This window comes from Sodaliphilus pleomorphus, assembly GCF_009676955.1.
Taxonomy (GTDB): domain Bacteria; phylum Bacteroidota; class Bacteroidia; order Bacteroidales; family Muribaculaceae; genus Sodaliphilus; species Sodaliphilus pleomorphus.
The window spans coordinates 1,234,148-1,257,809 of sequence record NZ_CP045696.1 but is presented as its reverse complement, the minus strand read 5'-3'; the positions used below and the strand labels follow the sequence as shown (position 1 = coordinate 1,257,809).

At 56.6% G+C, this 23,662-nt stretch carries 17 protein-coding genes; 2 read left to right on the top strand and 15 right to left on the bottom strand.

Annotated elements, in window-relative coordinates:
• Positions 1-18: 18 nt before the first annotated feature.
• The 15 genes from purE to GF423_RS05085 all read right to left on the bottom strand — a co-directional run bounded on the left by purE (position 19) and on the right by GF423_RS05085 (position 20,151).
• Positions 19-525: a 5-(carboxyamino)imidazole ribonucleotide mutase gene (purE, locus tag GF423_RS05155; RefSeq protein ID WP_154327346.1), complete on the bottom strand. Its 507-nt coding sequence runs from the start codon at positions 523-525 to the stop codon at positions 19-21.
• An 81-nt stretch (positions 526-606) separates the two neighbouring features.
• Positions 607-1,251 carry a hypothetical protein gene (locus tag GF423_RS05150; protein WP_154327345.1) on the bottom strand — a complete coding sequence of 215 codons (645 nt, stop codon included), beginning with the start codon at positions 1,249-1,251 and terminating at the stop codon, positions 607-609.
• Between the two features lie 13 nt (positions 1,252-1,264).
• Entirely contained in the window at positions 1,265-2,731 is a 1,467-nt protein-coding gene (gene rpoN, locus GF423_RS05145; protein ID WP_154327344.1) for an RNA polymerase factor sigma-54, read from the bottom strand.
• A gap of 123 nt (positions 2,732-2,854) precedes the next feature.
• Positions 2,855-3,415 (bottom strand): hemerythrin domain-containing protein, encoded by a 561-nt coding sequence (locus GF423_RS05140; protein WP_154327343.1) that lies wholly within the window; start codon positions 3,413-3,415, stop codon positions 2,855-2,857.
• 129 nt (positions 3,416-3,544) lie between these two features.
• Positions 3,545-4,522, bottom strand: a complete 978-nt coding sequence (gene dusB, locus GF423_RS05135) for a tRNA dihydrouridine synthase DusB (protein ID WP_154327342.1) — start codon at positions 4,520-4,522, stop codon at positions 3,545-3,547.
• 313 nt (positions 4,523-4,835) lie between these two features.
• The gene (locus GF423_RS05130) at positions 4,836-8,603 is read right to left on the bottom strand and encodes an N-6 DNA methylase (protein ID WP_154327341.1); all 3,768 of its coding nucleotides are present in this window, start codon (positions 8,601-8,603) and stop codon (positions 4,836-4,838) included.
• Positions 8,604-8,935: 332 nt separating this feature from the next.
• Complete coding sequence (hcp, locus tag GF423_RS05125) at positions 8,936-10,594, bottom strand: hydroxylamine reductase (protein ID WP_154327340.1); 1,659 nt, start codon at positions 10,592-10,594, stop codon at positions 8,936-8,938.
• A gap of 213 nt (positions 10,595-10,807) precedes the next feature.
• A complete protein-coding gene (gene porN, locus GF423_RS05120) occupies positions 10,808-11,956 on the bottom strand; it encodes a type IX secretion system ring subunit PorN/GldN (RefSeq protein WP_154327339.1) in 1,149 nt (382 codons plus the stop codon).
• A gap of 43 nt (positions 11,957-11,999) precedes the next feature.
• Positions 12,000-13,571, bottom strand: a complete 1,572-nt coding sequence (gene porM, locus GF423_RS05115; protein WP_154327338.1) for a type IX secretion system motor protein PorM/GldM — start codon at positions 13,569-13,571, stop codon at positions 12,000-12,002.
• 21 nt (positions 13,572-13,592) lie between these two features.
• Positions 13,593-14,570, bottom strand: coding sequence for a type IX secretion system motor protein PorL/GldL (porL, locus tag GF423_RS05110; RefSeq protein ID WP_154327337.1), 978 nt, complete (start codon positions 14,568-14,570; stop codon positions 13,593-13,595).
• A gap of 96 nt (positions 14,571-14,666) precedes the next feature.
• Positions 14,667-16,112, bottom strand: a complete 1,446-nt coding sequence (gene porK, locus GF423_RS05105) for a T9SS ring complex lipoprotein PorK/GldK (RefSeq protein WP_154327336.1) — start codon at positions 16,110-16,112, stop codon at positions 14,667-14,669.
• A gap of 3 nt (positions 16,113-16,115) precedes the next feature.
• Positions 16,116-17,099 carry a PorP/SprF family type IX secretion system membrane protein gene (locus tag GF423_RS05100; protein ID WP_241004967.1) on the bottom strand — a complete coding sequence of 328 codons (984 nt, stop codon included), beginning with the start codon at positions 17,097-17,099 and terminating at the stop codon, positions 16,116-16,118.
• A gap of 10 nt (positions 17,100-17,109) precedes the next feature.
• Positions 17,110-17,856 (bottom strand): type IX secretion/gliding motility protein PorT/SprT, encoded by a 747-nt coding sequence (gene porT, locus GF423_RS05095; protein WP_154327334.1) that lies wholly within the window; start codon positions 17,854-17,856, stop codon positions 17,110-17,112.
• Positions 17,857-17,909: 53 nt separating this feature from the next.
• On the bottom strand, positions 17,910-18,974 hold the full coding sequence (locus GF423_RS05090; protein WP_154327333.1) for an acyltransferase family protein: 1,065 nt from the start codon (positions 18,972-18,974) through the stop codon (positions 17,910-17,912).
• Positions 18,967-20,151 carry a glycosyltransferase gene (locus tag GF423_RS05085; protein ID WP_154327332.1) on the bottom strand — a complete coding sequence of 395 codons (1,185 nt, stop codon included), beginning with the start codon at positions 20,149-20,151 and terminating at the stop codon, positions 18,967-18,969. Before GF423_RS05085 ends, GF423_RS05090 begins: the two co-directional genes overlap by 8 nt.
• 321 nt (positions 20,152-20,472) lie before the next feature.
• Here GF423_RS05085 and GF423_RS05080 point away from each other — a divergent pair, with 321 nt between their 5' ends.
• Complete coding sequence (locus GF423_RS05080; RefSeq protein ID WP_206113383.1) at positions 20,473-21,282, top strand: polysaccharide biosynthesis/export family protein; 810 nt, start codon at positions 20,473-20,475, stop codon at positions 21,280-21,282.
• A 20-nt stretch (positions 21,283-21,302) separates the two neighbouring features.
• On the top strand, positions 21,303-23,654 hold the full coding sequence (locus tag GF423_RS05075; protein WP_154327330.1) for a GumC family protein: 2,352 nt from the start codon (positions 21,303-21,305) through the stop codon (positions 23,652-23,654).
• Positions 23,655-23,662: the final 8 nt, after the last annotated feature.

Sequence of the window (23,662 nt, the reverse complement as noted above, 5' to 3'; positions counted from 1 at the left end):
GTGGTGCCGCTTGCCCCGTCAGTTCACTTTGTAGTCATATTTCACTTGGGCCAGGTCTTGGTTGGCCTTTTCAATCTTGGCTCCCAGGCCGGCCTTGTAGCGGGTCACCTTCTGGGCGATGTCGCTGTCGGCCAGAGCCATGATCTCGGCGGCGAGAATGGCGGCGTTCTGTGCCCCGTTCACCCCCACAGTGGCCACCGGTATGCCGGGAGGCATCTGCACGATGCTCAGCATGGCGTCGAGGCCGTCGAGCATGCCCTTGATGGGCACTCCTATCACTGGCAGGGTGGTGGAGGCTGCTATCACGCCTGGCAGGGCAGCGGCCATGCCGGCCCCAGCTATGATCACCTTGATGCCGCGTCCCTGGGCCTCGCGGGCAAACTTCTCGACGGCCTGAGGGGTGCGGTGGGCCGAGAGGGCATTGACCTCGAAGGGTATCTCCATCTCGTTGAGCCACTTGCAGGCTTTTTCCATGACGGGCAGGTCGCTCGTGCTGCCCATAATGATGCTTACTAATGCTTTCATTGCTATACTTCTAAAAAATATGATAAACGAATGAGTGTGTGTGTCTACTTGCTGCCGCAATATCGCGCGCGTGCAGGTGCTCTACCCGAAGAGCATCATCATCATCTTCACGCTGAAGTAGCCCAGCAGCGCGCCCGCAATCACTTGGGCAAAGTCGTGCCGCCCCTGGATGATGCGTGCCGTGCCCAGGCAGCCTGCCAGCATGATGGTGACGATGAGCACCACCTGCATGTCGAAGGCCTCGATCATCTGGATGTGCATGGTGTAGACCAGGGCCACAATGCCGCCTATGCCGGTCATGTGGGCGCTTATTTTCCACTTCAGGTTGATGAGCAGCACCAGCAGCAGGGCCACGGCGCCGCCGGCGGCAAACATGATGAACCACTCGGGCGCGTGCACATGATTCAGGTAGAAGCAGCTGCTCGTGTAGCAGGCCAGAGCAAAGATGTAGGGCAGCGTGCGCTCCCGGCGCAGGTCGAGGCGCTTGCTGTGCACCAGCCCGAAATGCTGAAGCGCCGAGATGAATATCATGGGCAGGATGCACGTGAGGCCAAACATCACAATCAGTATCATGGCCCGGTCGCCCGTGGGGCGGGAACTCAAGAATGACCCCCACAGCACCAGAAACACACCGTAGGACGGCATGAGCAGCGGGCTGAGCACTGTCGACATGAATTGCGACAGCCCTATGACGACGCGTTTGTTCTTGATTTCGCTTGCTTTCATGTTTTCTTGGGGCTTAAATGGTTTTGCGCAGCCGTGCCACGGCTATGCCCAGGCGGTCGCGATACTTGGCCACGGTGCGGCGCTTCACGTCGTAGCCCTGCTTGTTGAGCAGCTCGCACAGGGCGTCGTCGCTCAGCGGGTGGCTCTTGTCTTCGTCGTCGACGAGCTTCTTGAGGGCTTGCAGCACCGTGTGGGTCGACACCTCGCCCAGCCCCTCGCTGAAGAAGTGCTTGAGCGGATACACCCCCCAGGGTGTGGTCACATATTTTCCTTGTGTGGTGCGCGATATGGTCGACACGTCGTAGCCCGCGTCGTGGGCCACATCCTTGAGCACCATGGGCTTGAGCTGCGACTCGTCGCCGGTGACAAAGAAGTCGTGCTGGCGCTTGACGATGGCGGCCATGGTCTTGAACAGGCGCTGCTGGCGCATGTGCAGCAGGGTGATGAAGTTGCTGGCCCGGTTGTACTTGTCGTGTATGTCGGTCATCGTGTCGCGCTGGGCGCGCGAGGTGGCCTTGGTGTTGTTGTACTCGTTGTAGAGACGGGTATAGCTCTCCGAGATTTGCAGCTCGGGGATGCGGTTGAGCAGGGTGAGGGTGAGCTTGTCGCCGTCGACGTCTACCTCATAGTCGGGCGTGATTTGCTGGCGCACGGTCTCGCTCGTGCCGCCCGAGAAGCCGCTGCCGGGCTTGGGGTTGACACTGCGCACCAGCTCGATGAGCTGCCGCAGCCGGTGCTCGTCGATGTTCATGCTGGCGCATATCTTGTCGTAGTGCTTCTTGCCCAGCAGGTCGAAGTATTTGTCGACCAGCTCGATGGTTTCCTCGACCAGGTCGGTCACGGGCATGCGCCTCAGCTGCAGCAGGATGCAGTCGCGCAGGTCGGTGGCGGCAATGCCTGGCGGGTCGAGCTGGCGCACGATCTTGAGCACGGCCTCGACATCGGCGGGTTCGACCTCGATGCGGCCGTCGCTGAAGGTGATGTCGTCGGCAATGGCGCTGGGCGAGCGTTGCAGGAAGCCGTTGTCGTCGAGGCTGCCCACGATATACTGGGCTATGATTTCCTGCTCGGGGCTGATGTCGCGCTCGCGCACTTGCTGCATGAGGTAGTCGCTCAGCGTGGGCTCCTCGACGGCGGTGGGCCCGTAGTACTCGTCGTCGGCGCTGTGGTTGCTGGCGCGGTAGTTGGGGGCTGTGTCGTCGCCGTTGTCGTCATCGTCGTTGTTGCCAAAGTCAAAGTCGCTCTCGCCCTCGTCGTCGGGCGTGCTGCCCTCGTCTTTCTCGCCGCCTGGCGTGCTGCCCTCGTCGTCGGGGTCGGCCTTCGGCTCAAGCGCGGGGTTGCTGTCGAGCTCGCCGCGCACGCGCTCCTCGATTTCCGACTCGTTCATTTTGAGCAGCGGGGCGAGGTCGACATTGAGCTGCGAGGTGCGCAACCCTGTCTTTATCGTTGTTTCCAGTCCTTGACCTTGTTTTTCAGCCATGATGATGTGCAGTTTTCTTATCTATGCAAAGTTAATAAAAAGATTGCACATTAAGGGCCTTGCCGCCATTTTTTCGCCTGTGGCGGCAAGGCCCGGTAGGTGTGGGGCCGTGTGTGTGGGGGGCTAACCGCAGCAGTTGCCGCCGTTGCAGCCGTTCACCCACTTGCTTTCCATCTCCACGGCTTGCGGGAAGATCAGGTCGTTTTCGATGTGGGTGTGCTCTTGCAGGTCGAGGGCAAACTCGTGCAGCTCGTGCATGAGGCGCTTGTAGTCGTCGCTGCAGCCCTCGGGCTCGTTGTAGTCGTCGAGCAGGGCGGCAATCGTGGCTTGGCGTTGCAGCTCCTCGGCGTGGTCGGCCATCATCACGTGTATCGGGTTGAGCACTGTGCCGCAGTGCATGGGTGCGGCCGCCTGGCGGTTGCTGGCGGCCTCGTGCAGCTCCTCGATGTAGGGGAAAAGCACGTTTTCCTCCTTAAACAAGTGGGCGTCGAGGGCCTCGAGCGAGGCGGCAAATAGCTGCTCTACCTGCGAGAGCACGAGCGGGCGCTCGGCCTTGACGCGGCCCAGCAGCTCGAGAGTGAGGGGACCGCGGGTGCGTATGCCCCGGTGATGTATCTTGATGGCGTAGTCGATGAGCAAGTCGGTGGGCCATGTGTCAAAGGTGTGTCGGCTTCTGTCTTCCATATTGCGTTTGAAATGTTTTATTTGATTATCGGGTGCAAAGGTAGGCATGCCGCCGCCTGCCCGGCGGTAACAATTGTGACCGCCGGGTGTTAAAAAATGCTGTAAAAAAAGGTGGTGGCTGGGCGGGCTTCACAGGTACTGCCGCTCCACCTGGTCGAGAATGGCCGTGAGCTCGGCCTTGGTGCTGGCACGCAGCATGGCTATGCGCGTCTCCCTGAAGTTGGGTATGCCCTTAAACAGCGGCGTGGCAGCCAGGTGGCGGCGTATGTGCAAGATGCCGCGGTACTCGTCGATACGGTCGATGCTCTCGTCGATCTGGCGGCGCAGCAGCTGCATCTTCTCGTGGTTGGAAATCGCGGGAAGCTCGCCCGTGGCCAGGTACTGCTTCATCTGCTTGAAAATCCACGGCGCCCCTATGGCTGCGCGGCCCACCATGATGCCGTCTACGCCATAGCGGTCGTAGTACTCCTTGAGCTTGGCCGGCGTGGTGATGTCGCCGTTGCCTATGATGGGTATCCTCATGCGCGGGTTGCGCTTCACCTGCCCTATGAGCGTCCAGTCGGCCTCGCCGCTGTAGAGCTGGCTGCGCGTGCGGCCGTGTATGGTGAGGGCCTGGATGCCGCAGTCTTGCAGCTGCTCGGCCAGCTCCACGATGATCTTGTTGTTGCAGTCCCAGCCCAGGCGGGTCTTGGCCGTCACGGGCACATGCACAGCCTCGACCACGGCACGCGTTATGGCCAGCATGAGCGGCACGTTGCGCAGCAGCCCGGCACCGGCTCCCTTGCCGGCCACCTTCTTCACCGGGCACCCAAAGTTGAGGTCGATCACATCGGGGTGCGCCTGCTCGCATATGCGCGCCGCCTCCACCATCGAGTCCACATCTTTGCCGTAGATCTGGATGGCCGCCGGGCGCTCTCGCGGCGAGATGGCGAGCTTGCGCAGCGTGGCCTGAATGCTGCGTATGAGCGCATCGGCCGATACAAACTCGGTATACACCATGTCGGCGCCCTGCTCGCGGCATATCTGCCTGAACGAGACGTCGGTCACATCTTCCATGGGCGCAAGCATCACTGGCCGGTTGCCCAAATCTATGTTGCCTATCTTCATAATCGCTTATTTGTGCCACAAAATTACTGCAAGCCGAGCGCAATGCAAAATCAAAAGCTCGCCTTTTGAATTTTGACATTGCCGAGGCGCCGCGTGATTAAGGCGTGAGCCAAAATTACTGCAAGCCGAGCGCAATGCAAAATCAAAAGCTCGCCTTTTGAATTTTGCATTGCCGAGGCGCCGCGTGATTTATCCAAAATTACTGCAAGCCGAGCGCAATGCAAAATCGGGGAAACTCGTTTTTTGAATTTTGCACATTTGCCTTTACACACTAAATGTTGTGTTAGTCAGCTTCTATGCTTGCATGATACATCTATTTTAGATATTTGTCGAGAATGGCCTGCTTGTTGGCGGCACACTCTTGCCTGCGCACTTTTAAAGTAATAACTTGTTGATCTATTCCATAAATCTGCTTGACAATTCTATTTTGTTCTTGCAGTGAAAGGAATGGTATCTCAAGATGCTTATAATAATCTATAGGCACCCTTCTATGTCCACTTGATCCCGTGAAATGAGCAGCTGCCTCTTTTCTTATCTTATCTTGATTTAGCAAAGCAAAAACATATTCCGGCATTACTTTGCTTTTGTTGACTCTTAAAACATGAAATTCGGTACTGCCCATGCCAATCCCGTTAGTCAAGCCAGAAGCAATTGCGCACTTGCCGTTTTCCATACATGGTGTTATTTTGGCTATGAGTATGTCGTTTTCTGCAAAATACGTATAACCTCCTTTACGAAGTTCACCAAGAGGTCTGTCGACCATTTTTTCAATTATGCCTTGTCCTAATGAATTCATCTCAACGAAAGATACTGAAGTGTCATCTGGCATATTGGAAATTTCAGAACGAGACGGATTAATTTCATCACACAATGCTTCTATTGTTGTGACTTCGTTAGCGCTGATGCTTCCTACAATCTCTGCCTTTTGATTTGCCAGCGATTCAATTTTTTTATTACACTCATCATATTTTCTATCTTCAGCCTCGCACTCAGTGACAATTTGCTGCTGTGTGGACATTGGAGGTAAGGGCAATTCTATTTCTCCTATTTTATTGGATAAATTATTTATGTTAGAGCCTTTACTATAATCAGAAAGTAAAGCTTTGAAACCAGAAGAATTTAAGAGATATGCCAAGAAGTGATTATCAATGATGCTATTATTGATGCGCAGTATACCCATGAAGCCACCGGCATAATATTCTGTATTTTTCTCTATAAAACAAGACTTACCAACATGTTTTTTACTTCCACTGGAGAAGCACATGAAGATATCACCTTTATGCAGTTTTTTCTCCTCTTCAAGAAAATTTGCATCTTTAAGAAATATTGGCTTTTTAATTTTGAGTTTTCCATTTGTTGTTATATTATCAGCTGGTAAAATAATATTATTTGTTGGATAATTTACTTCTGCTTCATTCGGATATGTTATTCCTCTTATTATCTTGACAACGGAACCAAGCCTTACGGTATTAAAGTTACTGTATGGATTGGCAACTCTCTCTAAGGTTGTACCAATCTCTATATTAAAAGAAGTAGAAGAGAATTTTACCATATCCGTCAGCCTATACCACTTCGCAAATTGCTGAAATTCTTCCGGCAATTGTGTTTGTGCATCGATGAAACTATTACGAATTGCACATGCAATGGTGCCTCGTGCAAAACGATCATCATCGTTGTAGAGCATACCACCTGGCTTTATAATCTTGATACCCTCATCACCCTTTCGGTTACTCCAGTCGTAACCGAGAAATTCTTTCTGGGCCTTATTGTCGGCCGGTGCTGTGACGACAAGAGTATGCTGCCCTGATGTCAGAGCAAAATAATAGAGTTTCCGCTTCTCTGTTGCCAAAGCCATATCGTAGAACTTGTCCCGCCGGTATTTCTCCTTTTCCTCTGCTGTGGTTATCGACTTGGGAATACTGATGGCCTGTGTTCTGAAGGCATCATAGTATGTCTTCAGATAGCTGTCGGCGGCCAATTCTTCCCAGTTCAGCTCTTTACTGACAAATCTGCGGTATATATCTTGGCCGATGTGCTGATGCTTCAGATATTCGTCGAAGAGGACTTTATCTTTCCACCCGTCACAGAAGTCATTGCCCATCACAACCGTAACGAAGTCCTTAACCATCTCGGCCTTGCGAGGCGGCTCCTCGTATTTCTCAAGGAAGAGCGTAACGGTATTGGTACTTGTCGCTCCGAAGGTCTTGCTGCCAAATGCCACGATAGCGTGCAGCCGGAAGTTTTGCAACAGTTCACCACGTGCAGCCGTGTAGCTTGCAGATGCATTGGACAAGATTGATGCGGGTAGCACCACAGCCGCAATGCCCTGCGGCTTGAGCAACTGGGCGATACGCTCCACAAACAACGTCTCTATCTCTTTACCTTCCAGCGTTATCTGCTTCAGAATGGAGAACTCATTGTTGTGCAACGACAGATGCCGTTTGAAACCGTTCACTGAATAGGGCGGGTTTGCCACCAGTATATCGAACGAGTGTGGCTCTATACCTTTCTCCAGATAATTCTCCAGCCCGTCTCCAAAGATGATGTTGCTTCCTCCGGCTCCATTCATGAACATGGAGACCTTAGAGACACGTGCCAGACGATAGTCTTTCTCCACTCCATAAATATGTTTTTCCACCCAATTGTTTTCCTCGTTGGGACGGATGGCATTGACAGCCTCTACTCCCTCGGTAAGGAAATGTCCGGCACCACACGCATAGTCAATAATACGTGGCAAATCATGCTCTGAAATATAATTGGAAAGCGGCAGTGCATCCCAAATAAAACGAGTAATGGGCGTAGGTGTGAAAAATTGTCCCTCGTTTTGTTTAAAGCCTTTGTTGAGTAATTGCTCAAACAAGTCACCAAGGAACTGGTGCTTTGACTGATAGACAATGCGATAGGGCTGAAAGAGCTGAACTACCTCAACAAGGATCTTGCCATTCTGGTAGAATAGTTCTTCGTTGTGGACATCCTTGAAAGCAAAGTCGTTGTTGGAATAAAACTTGAGCACTCTGATGGTATGCTTCAAGTCCTCTATGGCTGCTTTACGTTTTTGACCGGTGTAGTTTTCAAACAGGCGCTCTGCATAGCCATCATCAACATAGAAGATCTTCTCTTTCATAAACTCTTCCATTCCCTGCTGATGAAGCCGTTGCAATCGGTCTTGCAGAGTCTCGTAGGTGTCGGTGTACTTGTACTGAAAGTCCACTTCCTCGTAGTCCTGCTTTTTGATTTCGTCGACCAGTTTGCAGATAAAAAGGGCTACAAGACGATTGAATGCGTTTTCCTTGTCCGACACGTTATTGTGCCGGAGTATCTCTTCAAACTGATTGACAATCTTATCGTCCGGAGTGAAGTCCTTTAGATCTTTCTTGCGCAGCGGCTTTAACTCTATTTGATAGGGTTGACTGTCCTCACTGAAGATAAGATCGGACAGCCATTGGCAATTGTAAGTGTCTCGCCAAACCTCAAAGCGTTCACTGTCATTTTTGGCATGGGCAAACACCTTCACATCTTTGTCGCGCTCCGACATTTTCAGGATGTTGGCATCGTCAGTGCAATTGATAATATCACTTTGATAGGTAATTTTGGTGCCATCCCAGTCAGAAGCATAGAGTGCGAGCCATTTTATACCATTGTCCTGTTGCCAATAACTGAAAAGCTGCCCGCCATCGGTCTCTGTATTCTTCTTTTCTTTACGATATTCCTTCCCTGCAGTCTTGCATTCTATAATGATAAGGTTGTCACCATTCTTATCCTTGATGAGAATATCTGGTTTGCCACTTGACTTTGAGTCATGCCCAAGACGCCATCTTGGTTCCAATTCTATTGTTTCAGGAAGATAGCCTTTTTCCACCAATCTATTGACACACTCGAATACAACAAAGTTCTCATCGTGAGAGAAATTGCTTGTAGTCTTGTCATTCAGGACAACTCCTTGTGGATAGTTCAGTGTTTTGTTGTCGATATCAACAGACATGTTGAATGCTCCAAAGTCTTTCTTAAAGAAATTGCCTATTTTCTCTTTGTGAAAGCCCATGGAAATAAGGACTTCTTTTATGTTGGATTGATTGATCATCGGTGTGATGGGCCAGATTTGTTGTACAAAAATACATCTTTTTCACTGACATATAGATATGAAAATAAAATAAAATTCAAAACCACTTGTGTAGGGTCAAGTCATATTTCTATTATCGTTGCTTCAACAATCTGTGAGCAATGAAAAGATGGATGTCTACGACCCTCCATTCCCGTTCAGGCAATGCTGGGCCTTATATGATGGTGACGGCATGAAATGGATTGATTGTAGGAGGTAACGTGACGGCATGGGGTGCAACAACGGGGCGGCGCCTGGTGCACCCGGGGTTGGGGGGCAGCAGGCGCCGCGCGCGTTGGAATATAGTGAAATAGTTAGGCCTCGATGTATTGCTTGATGTCGTCTTCGACGGTGCCTATTCCGCTCAGCCCGAAGTTGTCGACGAGCACCTTGAGCACGCCGGGCGACACAAAGGCTGGCAGTGTGGGACCGATGTGGATGTTTTTCACGCCCAGGTGGAGCAGGGCCAGCAGCACGATCACGGCCTTTTGCTCATACCATGCGATGTTGAAGAAGATGGGCAGCTCGTTGATGTCGTTGGCGCCGAATATCTCCTTGAGCTTCAGGGCCACCACTGCCCACGAGTAGGAATCGTTGCACTGGCCGGCGTCGAGCACACGCGGTATGCCGTCGATGTCGCCCAGGTTGAGCTTGTTGTACTTGTACTTGGCGCAGCCGCTGGTGAGTATCACCACGTCGTGGGGCAGTGCCTGGGCAAACTCGCTGTAGTAGTTGCGGCTGCGCATGCGGCCGTCGCAACCGCCCATGACCACAAACTTGCGTATGGCGCCGCTCTTGACGGCCTCTACAATCTTGTCGGCAAGGGCAAAGACTTGGTTGTGGGCAAAGCCGCCCACGATCGAGCCCGACTCGATCTCCTGGGGTGCCGCGCAGGTCTTGGCCAGGGCTATGACCTGGCTATAGTCTTTGTGCCCGTCGGGGCCGGTGGCTATATGCTTCCAGCCTGGATAGCCGGCCGAGTTGGTTGTGAACACGCGGTCGCGGTAGTTGGCTGTGGGTGTGGGAGGCACGATGCAGTTGGTGGTGAACACGATGGGACCGTTGAAGGTGGCAAATTCCTCCTTCTGCTTCCACCAGGCGTTGCCGTAGTTACCCACCAGGTGTTTGTATTTTTTCAAGCGCGGATAGTAGTGTGCGGGCAGCATCTCGCCGTGGGTGTAGACGTCGATACCGGTGCCCTCGGTCTGCTCGAGCAGGTCTTCGATGTCCTTGAGGTCGTGACCCGAGATGAGGATGCCGGGGTTCTTGCCCACGCCTATGTTTACCCGTGTGATTTCGGGGTTGCCATAGGCCTCGGTGTTGGCCTTGTCGAGCAGGGCCATCACGTCGACGCCATATTTTCCCGTCTCGAGCACGGTGTCGAGCAGCTGCTGCATGGTGGCGTCGGGATTGGTGACGGTTGCAAGAGCCTTGTACATGAAGGCGATGATCTCGTCGCTCATCTGGCCCAGGCGGGCTGCGTGCTCATAGTAGGCTGCCATGCCCTTGAGGCCCAGCACAGTGAGCTCCTTGAGCGAGCGCAGGTCCTCGTTGCTGTTGCGCAGCACGCCCTCGCGACGGCTCTCGGTCTCGTAGTCGGCCTTCTCGCCGCCCCATTTCACCTCGTTGTAGTGGGGCAGGTCCACGCCCAGCTCTTGGGCGCGGGCCAGCAATTGCTTTTTCAGGGCGATGCCGGCGTCCACCTTGCCCAGGATGGCCTGGTCGTCGAAGTTTGCATTGGTAATGGTCGTGAACAGGGCATCTACCATGAAGGTTGCTGCCTGCTGGTCGATGGGCTCGCCTGCCTCGACGAGCGCATGCTCGATTGTTGCCACACCGCGCACCACACTGAGCAGCAGGTCCTGCCACCGTGCAGTTGTCGACGTTTTCCCACACACACCCTTGATGGTGCAACCCGTTCCCTTGGCCGTCTCCTGGCACTGGAAACAAAACATATCGTTTGCTGTAGTCATGTTACTTGTTTTTGAATTTCGGTTGCAAAGTTAGCACATCGGCCTTGCGCCCAGAGGTAACAAATGTTACTGCGCAATGTTAATGACCCATAAATTTTTTTCCCCCCCCCGCGACGATAGCATCCCGACCGAGCCACAGGCTCAGGCCGGGATGCCGGGAAGTTGTTGTTATAAAAAAATGTGTATCTTTTTCTTGGCTGTGCTCGCACGTCGTCAGCGCTTGCGGTTGCGCACGCTGCGGGTGGCGCCGCCGCTGCTGCTCTTGATGCTGCGGGTCTTCACCTTGGTGGTCTTGGGCTTCGACTTGCTCTGGCTGCTGCTCTTGGCCTTGCTGCCGCGCTTGGTGCTGCTGCGCTTGCGGGCCGACTTCACGGTCGTCGACTGCTGCTCGTCATCGTCTTGGGTGGCCTGCTGCTCGTCGCCGTCGGCCTGGGCTGCCTTGGCTCTTTCGGCCTTTTCGCGGGCCTCCTTGGCGGCCATGAGCTCCTCGCGGTCGGGCACCCACAGGCTCTTATTGAACTGGCGCAACCGGGCCTCGATGCTGTCTTGGGCGTGATGATAGGCGCTGTCGTCGGGGAACTGCTGACGCAGGGTCATGTTGCGCAGGTTTTTCACCTTGTAGATCTCGCCGCTGTACATGTTGAGCTTGAAGAAGTCGTCGAGGTTGTAGCGCAGCAGGTTGTTGTCGTCGTCGGTAAACACATACTGGCGTGCAATGTAGGGGCGTATGTCGTTCATCTTCACCCAGAACATGGGCCACTTCTGCATCACGCCATACTCGTCCTCGCGGTGCAGCACCGGGCACAGGGCCTCGACGCGCGACTTCATGGCGTTGCTGCGGGTGTCAAACTCCCACTTCTCGATGATGTAGTAGCTCAGCACCTCGCTGCCCGGTATGTCGGCGTTCTCGATGCTGTAGCGGGGGTGCTTCTCGGTGCTGCCCTTGGCTGTGGTGTAGAGGATGTGGAAGCGGTCGAGCATGTTGCTCACCTTGTACTTGTACTCGGGGGTGAACATCTCGCGGCCGTCGAGCCACTCGTAGCAGTCGATGTCGCCGTCGGCCACCAGGCGCATGATGATGTAGAACAGGCTCTGGCCGTCTTCGTTGGGCTCCTCGGGGTAGTACAGGGCGGGGTTCTTGCCCTTGGTGAGGTCGAGCTCTCGATACACGACCTTCATCCACTGCAGGTCGGCGTCGCTGGGCTCGTTTACCTCGTAGAACGATTGCTGGCGCTCAGAGATGGCCGAGTTGGTCTTCTTCTTGCCCTCGTCGCCGGCTTTCTTTCTCACCACCTGGGCTTGCGTGCTCAGGCCAGCCAGGGCTGCCAGCAGGGCTACGGTGATAATCTTGAGAAACTTCATATTTGTCTTAAAGTCAATTGTTTGCTGTCTGTTTTTTTCTGTGTTAATTCACGATCACCTCCATGGGCGAGATGTCGCGCGTCACGCCATCGGGGCCGGTGGCCTTCACGCGCGAGATGTAGAAGCGCTTGCCGTGCTTCATGTTGCGCATGGCGGCGCGCTGGCGGTCGGAGAAGTTGGCACCGGCCGAGCGCTCGCTCATGGCGTTGCCCATCTGGTCGAAGAGCACCATCTCGAAGCTCACCACGCGGTAGTCGATCTTGAGCAGGTCGTCGTCGATGGCGGCATCGAGGCCGCGGGCTGCCAGCAGGGTGCCCTTGGCAAAGGGCTTGCCGCCCTTGTACTCCTGGGTGTTGCCCTGGGCGTCGCGCCAGGCGATAAACGGGGTGGGGTCGGGCAGCTTGCGCACCCTGAAGGTGGCACTGCCCACATTGGTGCGGGTGCCGTCGAGCTCGGCCGTGACGCTGATGGTGCACTCCTTGCCTATGGCACTCGAGTGGGCCACCCAGTGGTCGCCGCTCTTGACCAGGGTGCCGTTGGTCATGGTGGCCTGTATCGACTGTTGCGGCACGCCCGACACGGCTATCGACACGGGGTTGTCGATGCCGGCATAGAACACGTTCATCATCGTGGCCGATATCGAGGCCATGGGCTCGATCACGGTGTAGCTCGACTTGAACTCGCGCTTGGTGACGGTGCCGTCGCGGCCGGTGACCTCGATCCAGCCCGAGTAGTTGAATGTGCCCACCGAGCCAGTGCCCACCTCATAGAGGCCCTTGTTGTTGTTGAGCATGCTGCCGTTGACGTACACCTTGGGGCGCTGCATGGTGTCGACAGCCGCCATCACGATGCGGGCCGTGTACTTCTGGCCGCGCATCACGATGCGCGAGTCGGGCACCACAAAGGCTTCGATCGAGTTCACGCGCAGCTCGCCCGTGTCGAGGCCTGTGAGCAGCTGGTTGAGCAGCACGCCCTGCGAGAAGCGTATGTCGTTCTGCAGCTTGGAGAGCAGGGTCACAGCTGCAATCGAGGGCATGTTTTCAAACATGCTTTCCTCCCATTTTTTCTTGCCGTTGCTGGTCTTTACCGTTGCTGTCGACAGGGCCTCCTCGATGCTCTTCTGCTTCTGGCCGTCGTTGAGCAAGCTCACGATGTAGTTGCGGTAGCGGTCGATGCGCGCGCGCAGCTCGGCTCCCTTCTTGCCCGTGGGCGGGAGCATGACCTGGGCGGCGGCGTCGAGGTTGTCTTGTGCCACGATGTGCTGCGGGTTGGCTTTGGGCCCGTCGCACACGCGCACGATGGCCATCTTGAGCGAGTCGATATAGTTGTAGAGGCTGTCGGTGACGTCGCACATGTGCTGGGCCTCGTAGAGCGGGGCCTTGTCTACCTTGGGGTACTTCTGGTACCATGCCTCGAGTTCGCCCAGCAGGGCCTGGTTGCGTGCCGTGAGCGTGCGGTTGGACCGGTCCAGGCCTTGCTGCACCTGGTTGAAGCCGTTGAGCACGTCGCTCGACACGTTGAGGGCAAGCATGGCGGTGAGGACGATATACATGAGGTTTATCATCTTCTGGCGCGAGGACATCTCGGCCATGCTTTGATTTTTGTGTACTGCCATTTATTTTATACTGTGTGTGTGCTACTGTTGGTCGTTGTTGTCGTCGTCGTTGAGGTCAACGCCGGGCATCGAGCCGCCCATGGGGCGGTACATGTTGACGGTCATGGCCTTGATCATCTTTTCATACACGCTGTTGAGCTGCTTCATGTAGCGGGCCATCTTCTCGGTCTCGTCGCAGTAGTGGGCGCTCTCGGCAGCCGACTTCTCGTACATGTCGCGTATGTCCTTCAGGCCGCGGTTCACGCGGTCGATCGAGTCGAGTTGCGAGCTCACGCCCTTGAGCTGTATCTCGTAGATGGTGTTGAGCCCGGCAATGTTGTGGCTCAGGCTCTGCATTTGCTCCACATAGCCCGTCGAGCTGTCTTTGATGCCCTCGCTGTTGTCGGTGATGGCCTTGTAGCTTTGCAACAGGGTCTGCGACACCTCGTTGAGGGCCGTTGTGGTCTTGTTGAGGCGTTCCATCTGCTCCGAGATGCCGGCCATCTGCTCGAGGTAGCGGCTGGTGGCTTCCGAGAGGTCGGCCATCTTCGAGAGTTGCTCGGTGGCGGCGCTCATGCGCTGTATACTCTCGCTCAGCGAGGTGGTTTCGGCCTCGGTGAGCTGCAAGCCTTGGGGCAGGCCCACGGCAGCCTTCACCTGGGCCTCTTGCTCCTGCTGGGCAGCGGCGGCGCTTGCTGCCCCGGCGCCCACTACGATGCCCGCGCCGCTGGCAAAGTCGGGACGGTCGTCGGGGTTGCCCGTCTCCAGCACGGGAAACACCTGCTCCCAGTGATACTGCTTCTGGGGGCTGTCGAAGGCGGTGAGGATAAACATGAGCACCTCGGTGCCCATGCCTATGGTGAGCAGCTCGTTGCCGCCTTGCAGGTGCAGGATTTTGAACAGGGCTCCCCATATCACCACGGCGGCGCCTATACTGTAAGCAAAGTTGAAGAAGCGCTGGCCCGAGTCGCCCGAGAGGAAGCGCTCGACAACGTTTTTGTATTTTTTGATTTTACCCATTTTCTTTATCGTTAAGCGGCGCTGTGCCGCGAGTTGAGATCCATTGATGTTGTGATGTTGTTGTGTCGTCTCTTGAGTGGCCGTGAGCGGCGCGCCTCATTTCTTGCGCTTGGCCTTGGCGTAGCCCACCTTGGAGCGCACGCAGCGGAAGCCTATGTAGGAGCGTTGCTCGTTTTCATATTCCCACATGCGTATGTCGGAGCGTATGTTGTGGGCCACGTCTTTCCACGAGCCGCCGCGCACGATCTTGCGCGACATCTTGTAGGGGTCTTCCTTGGCCACGTTGTAGCGGTACTCGGGGTTGAGGTCGCTGGTCATCTTGTCGATGCTCTCGGTGTAGGCCGTCGAGGTCCACTCGCTCACGTTGCCGGCCATGTCGTAGAGCCCGAAGTCGTTGGGCTGGTAGGTGCCCACGGGCGAGGAGATGATGCTGCCGTCTCTCACGTAGTTGCCCTCCTGCGGCTTGAAGTTGGCATAGAAGCAGCCCTCGTCTTCGCTCAGCGGCATGTCGCCCTCCCAGGGATACTTGTTCTTGTTGACGCCTGCGCGGGCGGCATATTCCCACTCGGCCTCGGTGGGCAGGCGGTAGGGCTCGATGTAGACGCCCTCCTTGCCCAGCGACTTGCGCAGAAACTCGGTGCGCCAGTTGCAGAAGGCGTTGGCCTGGTCCCAGCTCACGCCCACCACGGGATAGTTGTTGTAGTTGCCGCTGGCAAAGTACATGCGCACGTAGGGCTCGTTGTAGGCGTTTTCAAAGTCGTTGACCCAGCATGTGGTGTCGGGGAAGATGTTCACAATATAGGTGTTGACAAAGTCGTACTGGCTCGAGAGCGGGCGCGTGATGGTTTGGCGCACGATTTTGCCCTCGTCGTCGATATAGGCAGTGTCCTTGCTGATGACGGGATTGCTGGTGGGCACGGCGTGGTCGGTGTTGTAGTCGCGGCGGGTGGGGTCGAGGCGGTTTTTGCGCTTCACGGCCTCGGTCATGTTGTACACCTCGTAGCGGTAGTTCATCTGCTCGGGGTCGAGCTCCTTGTTGCCGGTGATGGGATTGGTGCGGTACACGCTCTCGATGGCGCGTTCCTCGTCCTCGCTGGGATTTTTCCAGGGTATGTTTTTGCTCCAGTCGAGGTGGGGCTTCACGGGGTTGCCCTCTTTGTCTTCCTCGATCTTGAAGTCCTCGTTGCCACCATAGGCGGGGTCGGCCAGGCGCTCGCGTATGATGGAGTCGCGCACCCAGTAGAGAAACTGCTTATACTTGGAGTTGGTGATTTCGGTCTCGTCCATCCAGAAGGCGTCGACGCTCACGCCGCGGGCCACCGAGTCGATGCCCCACAGCGAGTCGCGCTGGGCAGGGCCTTCTTTCATCGACCCGCAGTCGACCAGCACCATGCCATAGGGGGTGGGCTCGCTGAAGGTGGTGGCGCCTATGCCCGTGACTTCGCCGCCTTGGGTGTTGATGCTGCGGCGGCCCGAGAAGCACGATGTCATGATTGTGGTCATGAGCACTGCGGTCAAGATAATGATTAATGGCTTTTTCATATTCTACATTATTCGAATACTCTTATGTTTGTTTTTATTTTTGTCTCCTAAATCCAGCTTCACGTTGTAGTTGATAAACACCTCGTGGCTACCCGTGGTGGCCTTGCTGATGGCCGACACCGGATAGTCGTAGGAGTAGCCAAGAAAGAAGTTCTTGAAGTTGGCTCCCACCATGATGCTCACGGCATCCTTGTAGCGGTAGCCCACGCCTCCCGAGATGAACTTGTTGTAGCGGGCCCTGAGCGTGACCTCGCCTTGAAACACCTTGGTGTTGGTCTTGGCCATGACCGAGGGCTGCAATTCAAATAACGTGTTTTTGATTGGAATATTGCCGCCGGCCATAAAATAATAGGTGCGGCCTTGCTGGAACTCGTAGATGTCTTCCTCGTTGCCCTCGCTCTTGAGCTCGACACTGGGCTGGGTGATGTGGGTGACCGAGGCGCCGGCCCAGAAGTACTTGTGCTGGTAGTAGATGCCGGCGTTCATGTCGAAGGCGTTGCCCGAGACGTCGGTCTTGGGTATGGCATCGTCGTTGGCCTCGTGGGCGTTGTCGCCCGTGGGCATCACTATCTTGGAGCCCTTGAAGCTCTCGGTCACGAGCCCCACCTGCAGGCCCACGCTCAGGGTGCCCTTGAAGAGCTTCTGCTTGAAGGCAAGCTGGGCGCCGGCGTTCAGCCCCGAGTACAGACCCATGCTGTGCTGCTGTATCACGGCGCCTGTGGCCAGCCGCTTGCCCAGCAGCTTGAAGGGCATGTCGCCCAGGGCCACAAACGACAGCGGGGCGTGCTTGATGCCCACCCACTGGGCGCGGCTGCCGGCCACGATGTGGATGTAGTCGCTGTTGCCTATGGCCGAGGGGTTGTAGTAGCCGGGCACGGCCCAGTACTGGGTGTACTGGGCGTCGACTTGCGCCCGTGCGCCTGCCGGCAGCAGCGCTGCCAGCAGCAGGAGCACGAGTGCCGTTATGCCTGTATTTAGCTTGTTCACTGGTTGCACGTCATTCAAAATAGAAAGTTACCACCACCATGTTGTCCTTGATTTTGTCGACACTCTGGGTGAAGCGCATCATCTGCTCGTTGTCCTGCAGGTCGGGGCGGTCTTTCTTGAGCATGTTCTTGAGCCCGAAACAGAATTTCACCTCGGGGCAGAACTTGAAGAAGGGCAGGTAGAAGTCGCATCCCATGCCCACGGTGAGCATCACGTCGCTGTTTTTGAGCTGCAGCTGGTCGGGGCGGTCCTTGCTCACGTCGACCACGCCCATCACGCCGCTCGTGAAGTAGGGGCGGTAGTTGTGGCGCCGCAGTGCCGAGAACTTGACCTCTACGGGCAGCACCACGTAGGTCGACTTTATGTTCTGGCTCTGCCGGTAGTGGGTCTTGTCGGGGGCTGTGGCATCGCCCAGGGCGTTGATGTATTTCACCACCTTGTTGCCAAAGTACATGCCGGGCGAGAAGCGCAGGTTGAAGTGCTGCCCCAGGCGGTAGTCGGCCAGCACGTTGACGCTGAAGCCGGGCGAGTGGTTGGGCACGTCGGCATACCACTGCTCGCCGTCGGCGGTAGTGAAGCCGTTGTTGGTGATGTTGAGGTCCTGGAAGTTCATGCCTATCGAGAAGCCGAAGTGCAGCTTCTTCATGTCGGCATACTGGCGGTTGAGCACCTTGTCGTTGTCCTGTGCCATCGCTGCCGCCACTGTGAGCAGCAGCATCACCACGAGCGTGATATGTCGGGAATATTTACAATTCATTTCAACCTTTATAACGCATTTTTGCCACCAATATTGCCATGCCGCCCTTTTTTTCAGCCTTGCAGCTTGGCGGCGGCCCAGGCCTGGACGGGCCGGGTGAAGTAGCGGTGCATGAGCCAGGCCCCGCCCACGAGCAGGGGCAGCATGCCCACAGGCACCATGGCGTAGGCCTCGATGCCGTAGTGGCCCAGCACGGGAGCCACCAGGTAGTTGTACAGGCGACCGGCCAGGCCTTGCAGCAGGAAGAGCTCGAGGCTCATGCTGCCCAGCCACACAAGCGGCCGCCACGATAGCGCCCGCCCCACGGGGCCAGGATTGTCGTTGTTGAGCGCGTGCACAAGCACGAGCAGCGCCATGGGTATTTCCCATATTATGCTTTGGTCGTAGCGTGCGCCCAGCAGCTGCGGCCAGCACACGTCGATGGCCGTGAGCAGGGCGGTGAGGCCCACGGGCACCCACTCGGCCCAGTGCCATCGGCGTGCATCCCAGCGGTGGCCCACGGCGTGGCACACGTTGCACGCGACCATGCCCAGCGCAAACTCATAGACGCGCAGCAGGGGGCACACGTAGGCCCAGGCCAGCTCGCTCTTGCTCTCGATGCTGCCCATGGCTATGGCGTAGGGCACCATCAGGGCTGCTGCCGTGGCGAGCTGCCACTTGAGCGGCATGGCCTTGAGACCGCGGTACAGCAGCCCGTAGCACAGGTAGCAGGTCAGCAGGCTGCTCAGGAACCACGAGGGCACGTTGAACGAGAAGAAGTAGTCGCGCACCGGGATGAAGCATTGCACAAGCAAGGCGTTGGGCAGCAGCGCCGGCCAGTAGAGCCCCTTCTCGTGCACGGCAACCGTGAAGGCTGTGAACAAGGCCAGGCTGAGCCAGTGGGCAGGATACAGCCGCAGTGCACGCGAGACCAAAAACCGGCCCAGCCCCCGCCCTTGCAGCCCTCGATGGGCGCGGCAGGTGAGAAAGCCGCTCATGATGAAGAAGCACACCACCCCTGCCATGGTGAGCTGCATGCACACGGGCATCACGCCGCAGTGAAACCACGCGATGCACAGCACAAAGATGCTTCGCCACGAGGTGAGGGGTGCGATATGGCTCGAGGCACGCTCAGTCATAGATCGAGGTGTAGTTGTTTTGCTTGGTTTTGATGCCGCGCAGGCGGTAGACCATGTTCACCACGGGCCTCCAAGCGGCAAAGAGCGGCACGCACATGGCCAGCTTGGGCACCTGCAGCGGTCGGGCACTCTTGTCGAAGGCGACGATGGCAATCGCCCACGAGGCCACGGCCAGCACTGCAGCCAGGATCACCACAACGGCGTTATCCCAGTCGAGTGCTACGGCCGCCACAAGGCATGCCAGACGTGCATAGTTGAGCGTGGAGAAAAAGCCCTGTGCGATAAACGGCGCCCTGGTGGCCACCAGCTTCGAGGTGAAGTCGCGCCTCAGCTTGAGGCGGTTGTGGGCGCGGGCCACATCGTCGTAGTAGGATTGCACCTGGCTGCCGGGACTCAGCTCGAGGCGCGTGTTGCCGCCGTTGGCAATCTGGCTCACATACACGTCGTCGTCGCCCCAGCGCAGGTCGATACTTCCCGAGAAACCGGCGTTGTCAAAAAACACCTGGCGGCGGTAGGCCAGGTTGTCGCTCACGCCGCGGTAGGGCACGCCATCGACGGCACTCAGCACCCATTGCCTGGCAGTGACCGCTGTGTCGTAGATGCGATAGTAGCGCCCGGGCTTCTTGTCGCGGCTGTAGTGATAGTGCGAGTAGCCCAGCACCACGTCGATGCCGGCCACAAAGTTGCGTGCCAGCAGCCGCAGCCACTGGTTGCTCATCACGCGGCAGTTGGCATTGGTGGTGACAATGATGTCGCCCTTGGCAGCCTTGATGCCTATCATCAAGCTCAACTTCTTGCGCGATAGCGAGCGGGTGTCGTCGGGCGAAAACGACAAGCGCAGGTTGCCGTAGGACTGCATCATCTCGCTCACCACGTCGCGGCTGTCGTCGTAGGACCCGTCGTCGACCACGATCACTTCATATCGCTCGTAGTCCTGCTCGAGCATGAGCGGCAGCAGCTGCTCGAGGCTGGCAGCATCGTTGTGGGCATAGACCACGACCGAGATGCTGGGCAGCTGCTCCTCGTCGAGATAGTCGCGAGCCGGCTCGTCGCGCTGCACAAAGCGTGCCAGCCGCCGCGCCTGCAGCCACTGCCACAGCCCGGTTGCCACAGTGAGCAGCAGTGCGCCTGCCAGAAGTATATATATGTAGAGGGGAATTGCTAACGAAAAATACATGTGTCGCGATAGTTGATGATTTTTGTGTGTGCAAAATTACTGCAAGTCGAGCGAAATGCAAAATCGGGGGAACTTGTTTTTGATTTCGCACATGCTTCACGCCGCGCAAATTGCCATGTAAGTGCGTGCACAGTGGCTGCGGCAGTTGGGTGTGCTTGGATTTTGCGCTTTCCCTTTTTTGCAATACCTTTGCAGGGCATTAGCGCTGTTTGTGGGCTTGTGTGCTTGCAATTCCAGTGGCGAGTCACAATAATTGGCACTTGGTCGGCGTTAATATGAAATAGCAATTGTAATCACCCAATGCATAATCAACACTTCGTCATGACTGAGAAAATACTTATCGCCCTGCTCGCCCTGCTCGCCCTGTGCGGCTGCTCTACAAGCAAGCAGGCCGAACCATCGCTTAGCTATTTCCCCAATTTGGGACAGGAGGGCACGCTCGCCGACGACAAGAGCGACTACTCGATACACATTGAGCCCGACGATGAGCTCATCATCAGTGTCACCTCGGCAGTGCCCGAGGCCACGGCAATGTTCAATGTACCCAACGCCAATCCTGCTACCCGCGGCACTACCGAGACCCAGGGCAACGGCCGCTTGCTCACCTATGTGGTCGACCATGAGGGCAACATCAACTTTCCTGTGCTGGGCGTGCTGCACGTCAAGGACATGACCACCTCCCAGGTCGAGAAGCTGATAAAGGACAAAGTGGCCGAGAAGGTGAAAGACCCCTACGTGCGCGTGCAGCTCACAGGCTATGGTGTGAATGTGATGGGCGAGGTCAACGCCCCGCGCCGTGTGTATATCGGCAAGGAGAAAATCACCCTGCTCGAGGTCTTGACCCTGGCTGGCGACCTCACGCAGTATGCCCGCCGCGACAATGTGCTGGTGATACGCACCGTCGACGGCAAGCGCACCTATCAACGCCTCAATCTGCAAGACAGCAGCATCTTCTCATCGCCCTATTTCTACATGCAGCAGGACGATGTGGTCTATGTAGAGCCCAACAAGATTAAAGTCGACAACTCCAAGTACAACCAGTTCAACGCCTACAAGCTCACGATGGTGTCGACCATCGTGAGCATGGCAAGTGTGATCGCCTCGCTGGTGATTGCTCTCACAGTCAAGTAAAATACTACTCATATAGATATATGGACAACTCATCACCCAATACCGCTCCCGAGCCGGCTCAGGCAGCGGCATCAAGTTTCGATGCGGGCAAGCTCTTGCGCAAGCTGCTGCACTACTGGTGGCTTTTTGTGCTCTCGTTTGCGGCCTGCTTCGGCATCGCATTCTTCTACCTGAACGTCACTCCCCCGGTCTTTCTCATACGTGCCTCGGTGCTTGTGGGCGACGACGACGGCAGCTCGGCGGCCAAGAAGGCATCGGGCGGCTTCGACATCTCGAGCATCATGGGCGGCGTGAGCGCCAACGTGCAAGACGAGATCATCGTCATGGGCTCGGAGAGCCTCGTGCAGCAGATGGTCGAGGAACTGGGCCTGAACGTGAACTACAGCGAGAAGCACGGCTTCATGAAGCACGAGCAGCACTATCGCAACTCGCCCATCGTGGTCGAGGCCCCCAAGGAGCTCTACGACACCCTGAGCACGGCGATGGTGTTTAAAATCAAGTGCGACAAGATGGGCAGGGCCGATATCAAGGTCAAGAAGAGCTTCTTCAACACACTGGTACATCTCAAGGGCGTGCAGCTGCCTGTGAGCGTGAAGACGCCCTATGGCATCTTCTCGGTGCAGAAGAGCAACTTCTACGTGCCCGGCAAGGCCTACAATATCACTGCCAGCGTGAAAGGCTACGTTTCCAAGGCCGAGGATTACATGGCCGATGTGGATGTGCAGCTTTATGCCAAGAAGTCGGACGGCATCTCGCTGGGTATCACCGACAGCAATGTGCAGCGCGGGCGCGATATCCTCAACACCCTCATGCGCCTCTACAATGAGAAGGGGCTCAAGGACAAGGATACCCAGGCTATCGCCACGGGCAAGTTTATCGACGACCGCATCAATCTCATCTATAAAGACCTGATAGGGAGCGAGTCGGAGATTGAAGCCTACAAGAAGGCCCACAACATGGTCGACCCCGAGATACAGGGCAAGGCTGTGATAGGCAAGCAGACGGCCAGTGAAAACGCTATCGTGGCCCTGCAGACGCAATACCGCATCATGAGCATGATACGCGACTTCATCGCCAACCCGGCCAACAAATACAACCTCATCCCCTTTGAGGCCGACTCGACGGCAGCATCGGGCTCGGTGGCGGCCTACAACCGACTCGTGACCGAGCGCATGCGCCTGGCCGAGTCGGCCAAAGACGACAACGCGGTGATGCACAACATCGACAAGCAACTCGCAGTGACCCGCGCCAATGTGCTGCGCGGCGTGAAATCGAGCATGCAGGCGCTCAACATACGCCTCGCTCAAGCCGAGAGCCAGGAAGCCGCTGCCAGCGACAAGATAAGCCAGGTGCCCACCACCGAGCGTGAGACCCGTGCCCTGTATCGCCAGCAAGGCATCCAGAACGAGCTCTACACCTACCTGCTGCAGAAACGCGAGGAGAACGCCCTGAAGCTGGCCTCGACCACGCCCAAGGCCAAAATCGTCGACAAGGCCTATGCCTCGTCCAAGCCCGTGAAGCCCAAGGTGCCCATGGTGCTCTTCCTGGCCTTGTGCATGGCTGTCTTCATTCCAGTCACTATCATCTACCTGCTGCACATGCTCAACACCAAGTTCAGCTCGCAAGACGACTTAGAAGAAATAAGCGCAGTGCCGGTCATCGGGCATGTGCACCACAACCGCCACAAGGAGGCCCTGGTGGTGCGTCAGGGCAAGACCTCGGCTATCGTCGAGCTCTTCCGCTACCTGCGCAACAACGTGCAGTTTATGCTCACCGGTCCCGAGGCCAAGGTCGTGCTCGTGACCTCGAGCACAAGCGGCGAGGGCAAGTCGTTTGTGAGCTCCAACCTTGCCGCCTCTTTTGCCCTGCTCGAGGGGAAAAAGGTGGTGCTCGTGGGCATGGACATACGCTCGCCCAAGCTGGCCGACATGTTGCACCTCAAGCCCCTGCCAGGGATCACGAGCTACCTGGCCAAGAGCGACATGAGGCTCGACGAGATTGTGCAGCACATGCCAGGCAACGAGAGCCTCGATGTGATTGTGGCCGGTGCAGTGCCTCCCAATCCCTCCGAGCTGCTGCTGGGCGATCGCACCGGCAAGCTCATTGCCGAGCTGCGCGAGCGCTACGACTATGTGATTATCGACTCGGCTCCTGTGGCACAGGTGAGCGACACCTTCTCGGTGGCCGGCATGGCCGACGCCACGGTGTATGTGACCCGGGCCAACTACACCAAGCGCAGCATGGTGAAGCTCATGAACCGTCTCGTGGCCACCAAGCGCCTGGCCAACGTGGGCGCTATCGTCAACGACACCAAGCCCAGCCAGGACAACAGCTACGGCTACGGCTACGGGAAAAACGACGACGACAAGTGATGCTGAGT

Bases quoted from the DNA above. Each gene is read 5' to 3' on its own strand.
- GF423_RS05130 (WP_154327341.1), bottom strand. From the start codon at position 8,603: ATGATCAATCAATCCAACATAAAAGAAGTCCTTATTTCCATGGGCTTT.
- GF423_RS05090 (WP_154327333.1), bottom strand. From the start codon at position 18,974: ATGACTGAGCGTGCCTCGAGCCATATCGCACCCCTCACCTCGTGGCGA.
- porN (WP_154327339.1), bottom strand. From the start codon at position 11,956: ATGAAGTTTCTCAAGATTATCACCGTAGCCCTGCTGGCAGCCCTGGCT.
- GF423_RS05085 (WP_154327332.1), bottom strand. From the start codon at position 20,151: ATGTATTTTTCGTTAGCAATTCCCCTCTACATATATATACTTCTGGCA.
- porL (WP_154327337.1), bottom strand. From the start codon at position 14,570: ATGGGTAAAATCAAAAAATACAAAAACGTTGTCGAGCGCTTCCTCTCG.
- GF423_RS05080 (WP_206113383.1), top strand. From the start codon at position 20,473: ATGACTGAGAAAATACTTATCGCCCTGCTCGCCCTGCTCGCCCTGTGC.
- hcp (WP_154327340.1), bottom strand. From the start codon at position 10,594: ATGACTACAGCAAACGATATGTTTTGTTTCCAGTGCCAGGAGACGGCC.
- GF423_RS05150 (WP_154327345.1), bottom strand. From the start codon at position 1,251: ATGAAAGCAAGCGAAATCAAGAACAAACGCGTCGTCATAGGGCTGTCG.
- porT (WP_154327334.1), bottom strand. From the start codon at position 17,856: ATGAATTGTAAATATTCCCGACATATCACGCTCGTGGTGATGCTGCTG.
- purE (WP_154327346.1), bottom strand. From the start codon at position 525: ATGAAAGCATTAGTAAGCATCATTATGGGCAGCACGAGCGACCTGCCC.
- porM (WP_154327338.1), bottom strand. From the start codon at position 13,571: ATGGCAGTACACAAAAATCAAAGCATGGCCGAGATGTCCTCGCGCCAG.
- rpoN (WP_154327344.1), bottom strand. From the start codon at position 2,731: ATGGCTGAAAAACAAGGTCAAGGACTGGAAACAACGATAAAGACAGGG.
- dusB (WP_154327342.1), bottom strand. From the start codon at position 4,522: ATGAAGATAGGCAACATAGATTTGGGCAACCGGCCAGTGATGCTTGCG.
- porK (WP_154327336.1), bottom strand. From the start codon at position 16,112: ATGAAAAAGCCATTAATCATTATCTTGACCGCAGTGCTCATGACCACA.
- GF423_RS05075 (WP_154327330.1), top strand. From the start codon at position 21,303: ATGGACAACTCATCACCCAATACCGCTCCCGAGCCGGCTCAGGCAGCG.
- GF423_RS05140 (WP_154327343.1), bottom strand. From the start codon at position 3,415: ATGGAAGACAGAAGCCGACACACCTTTGACACATGGCCCACCGACTTG.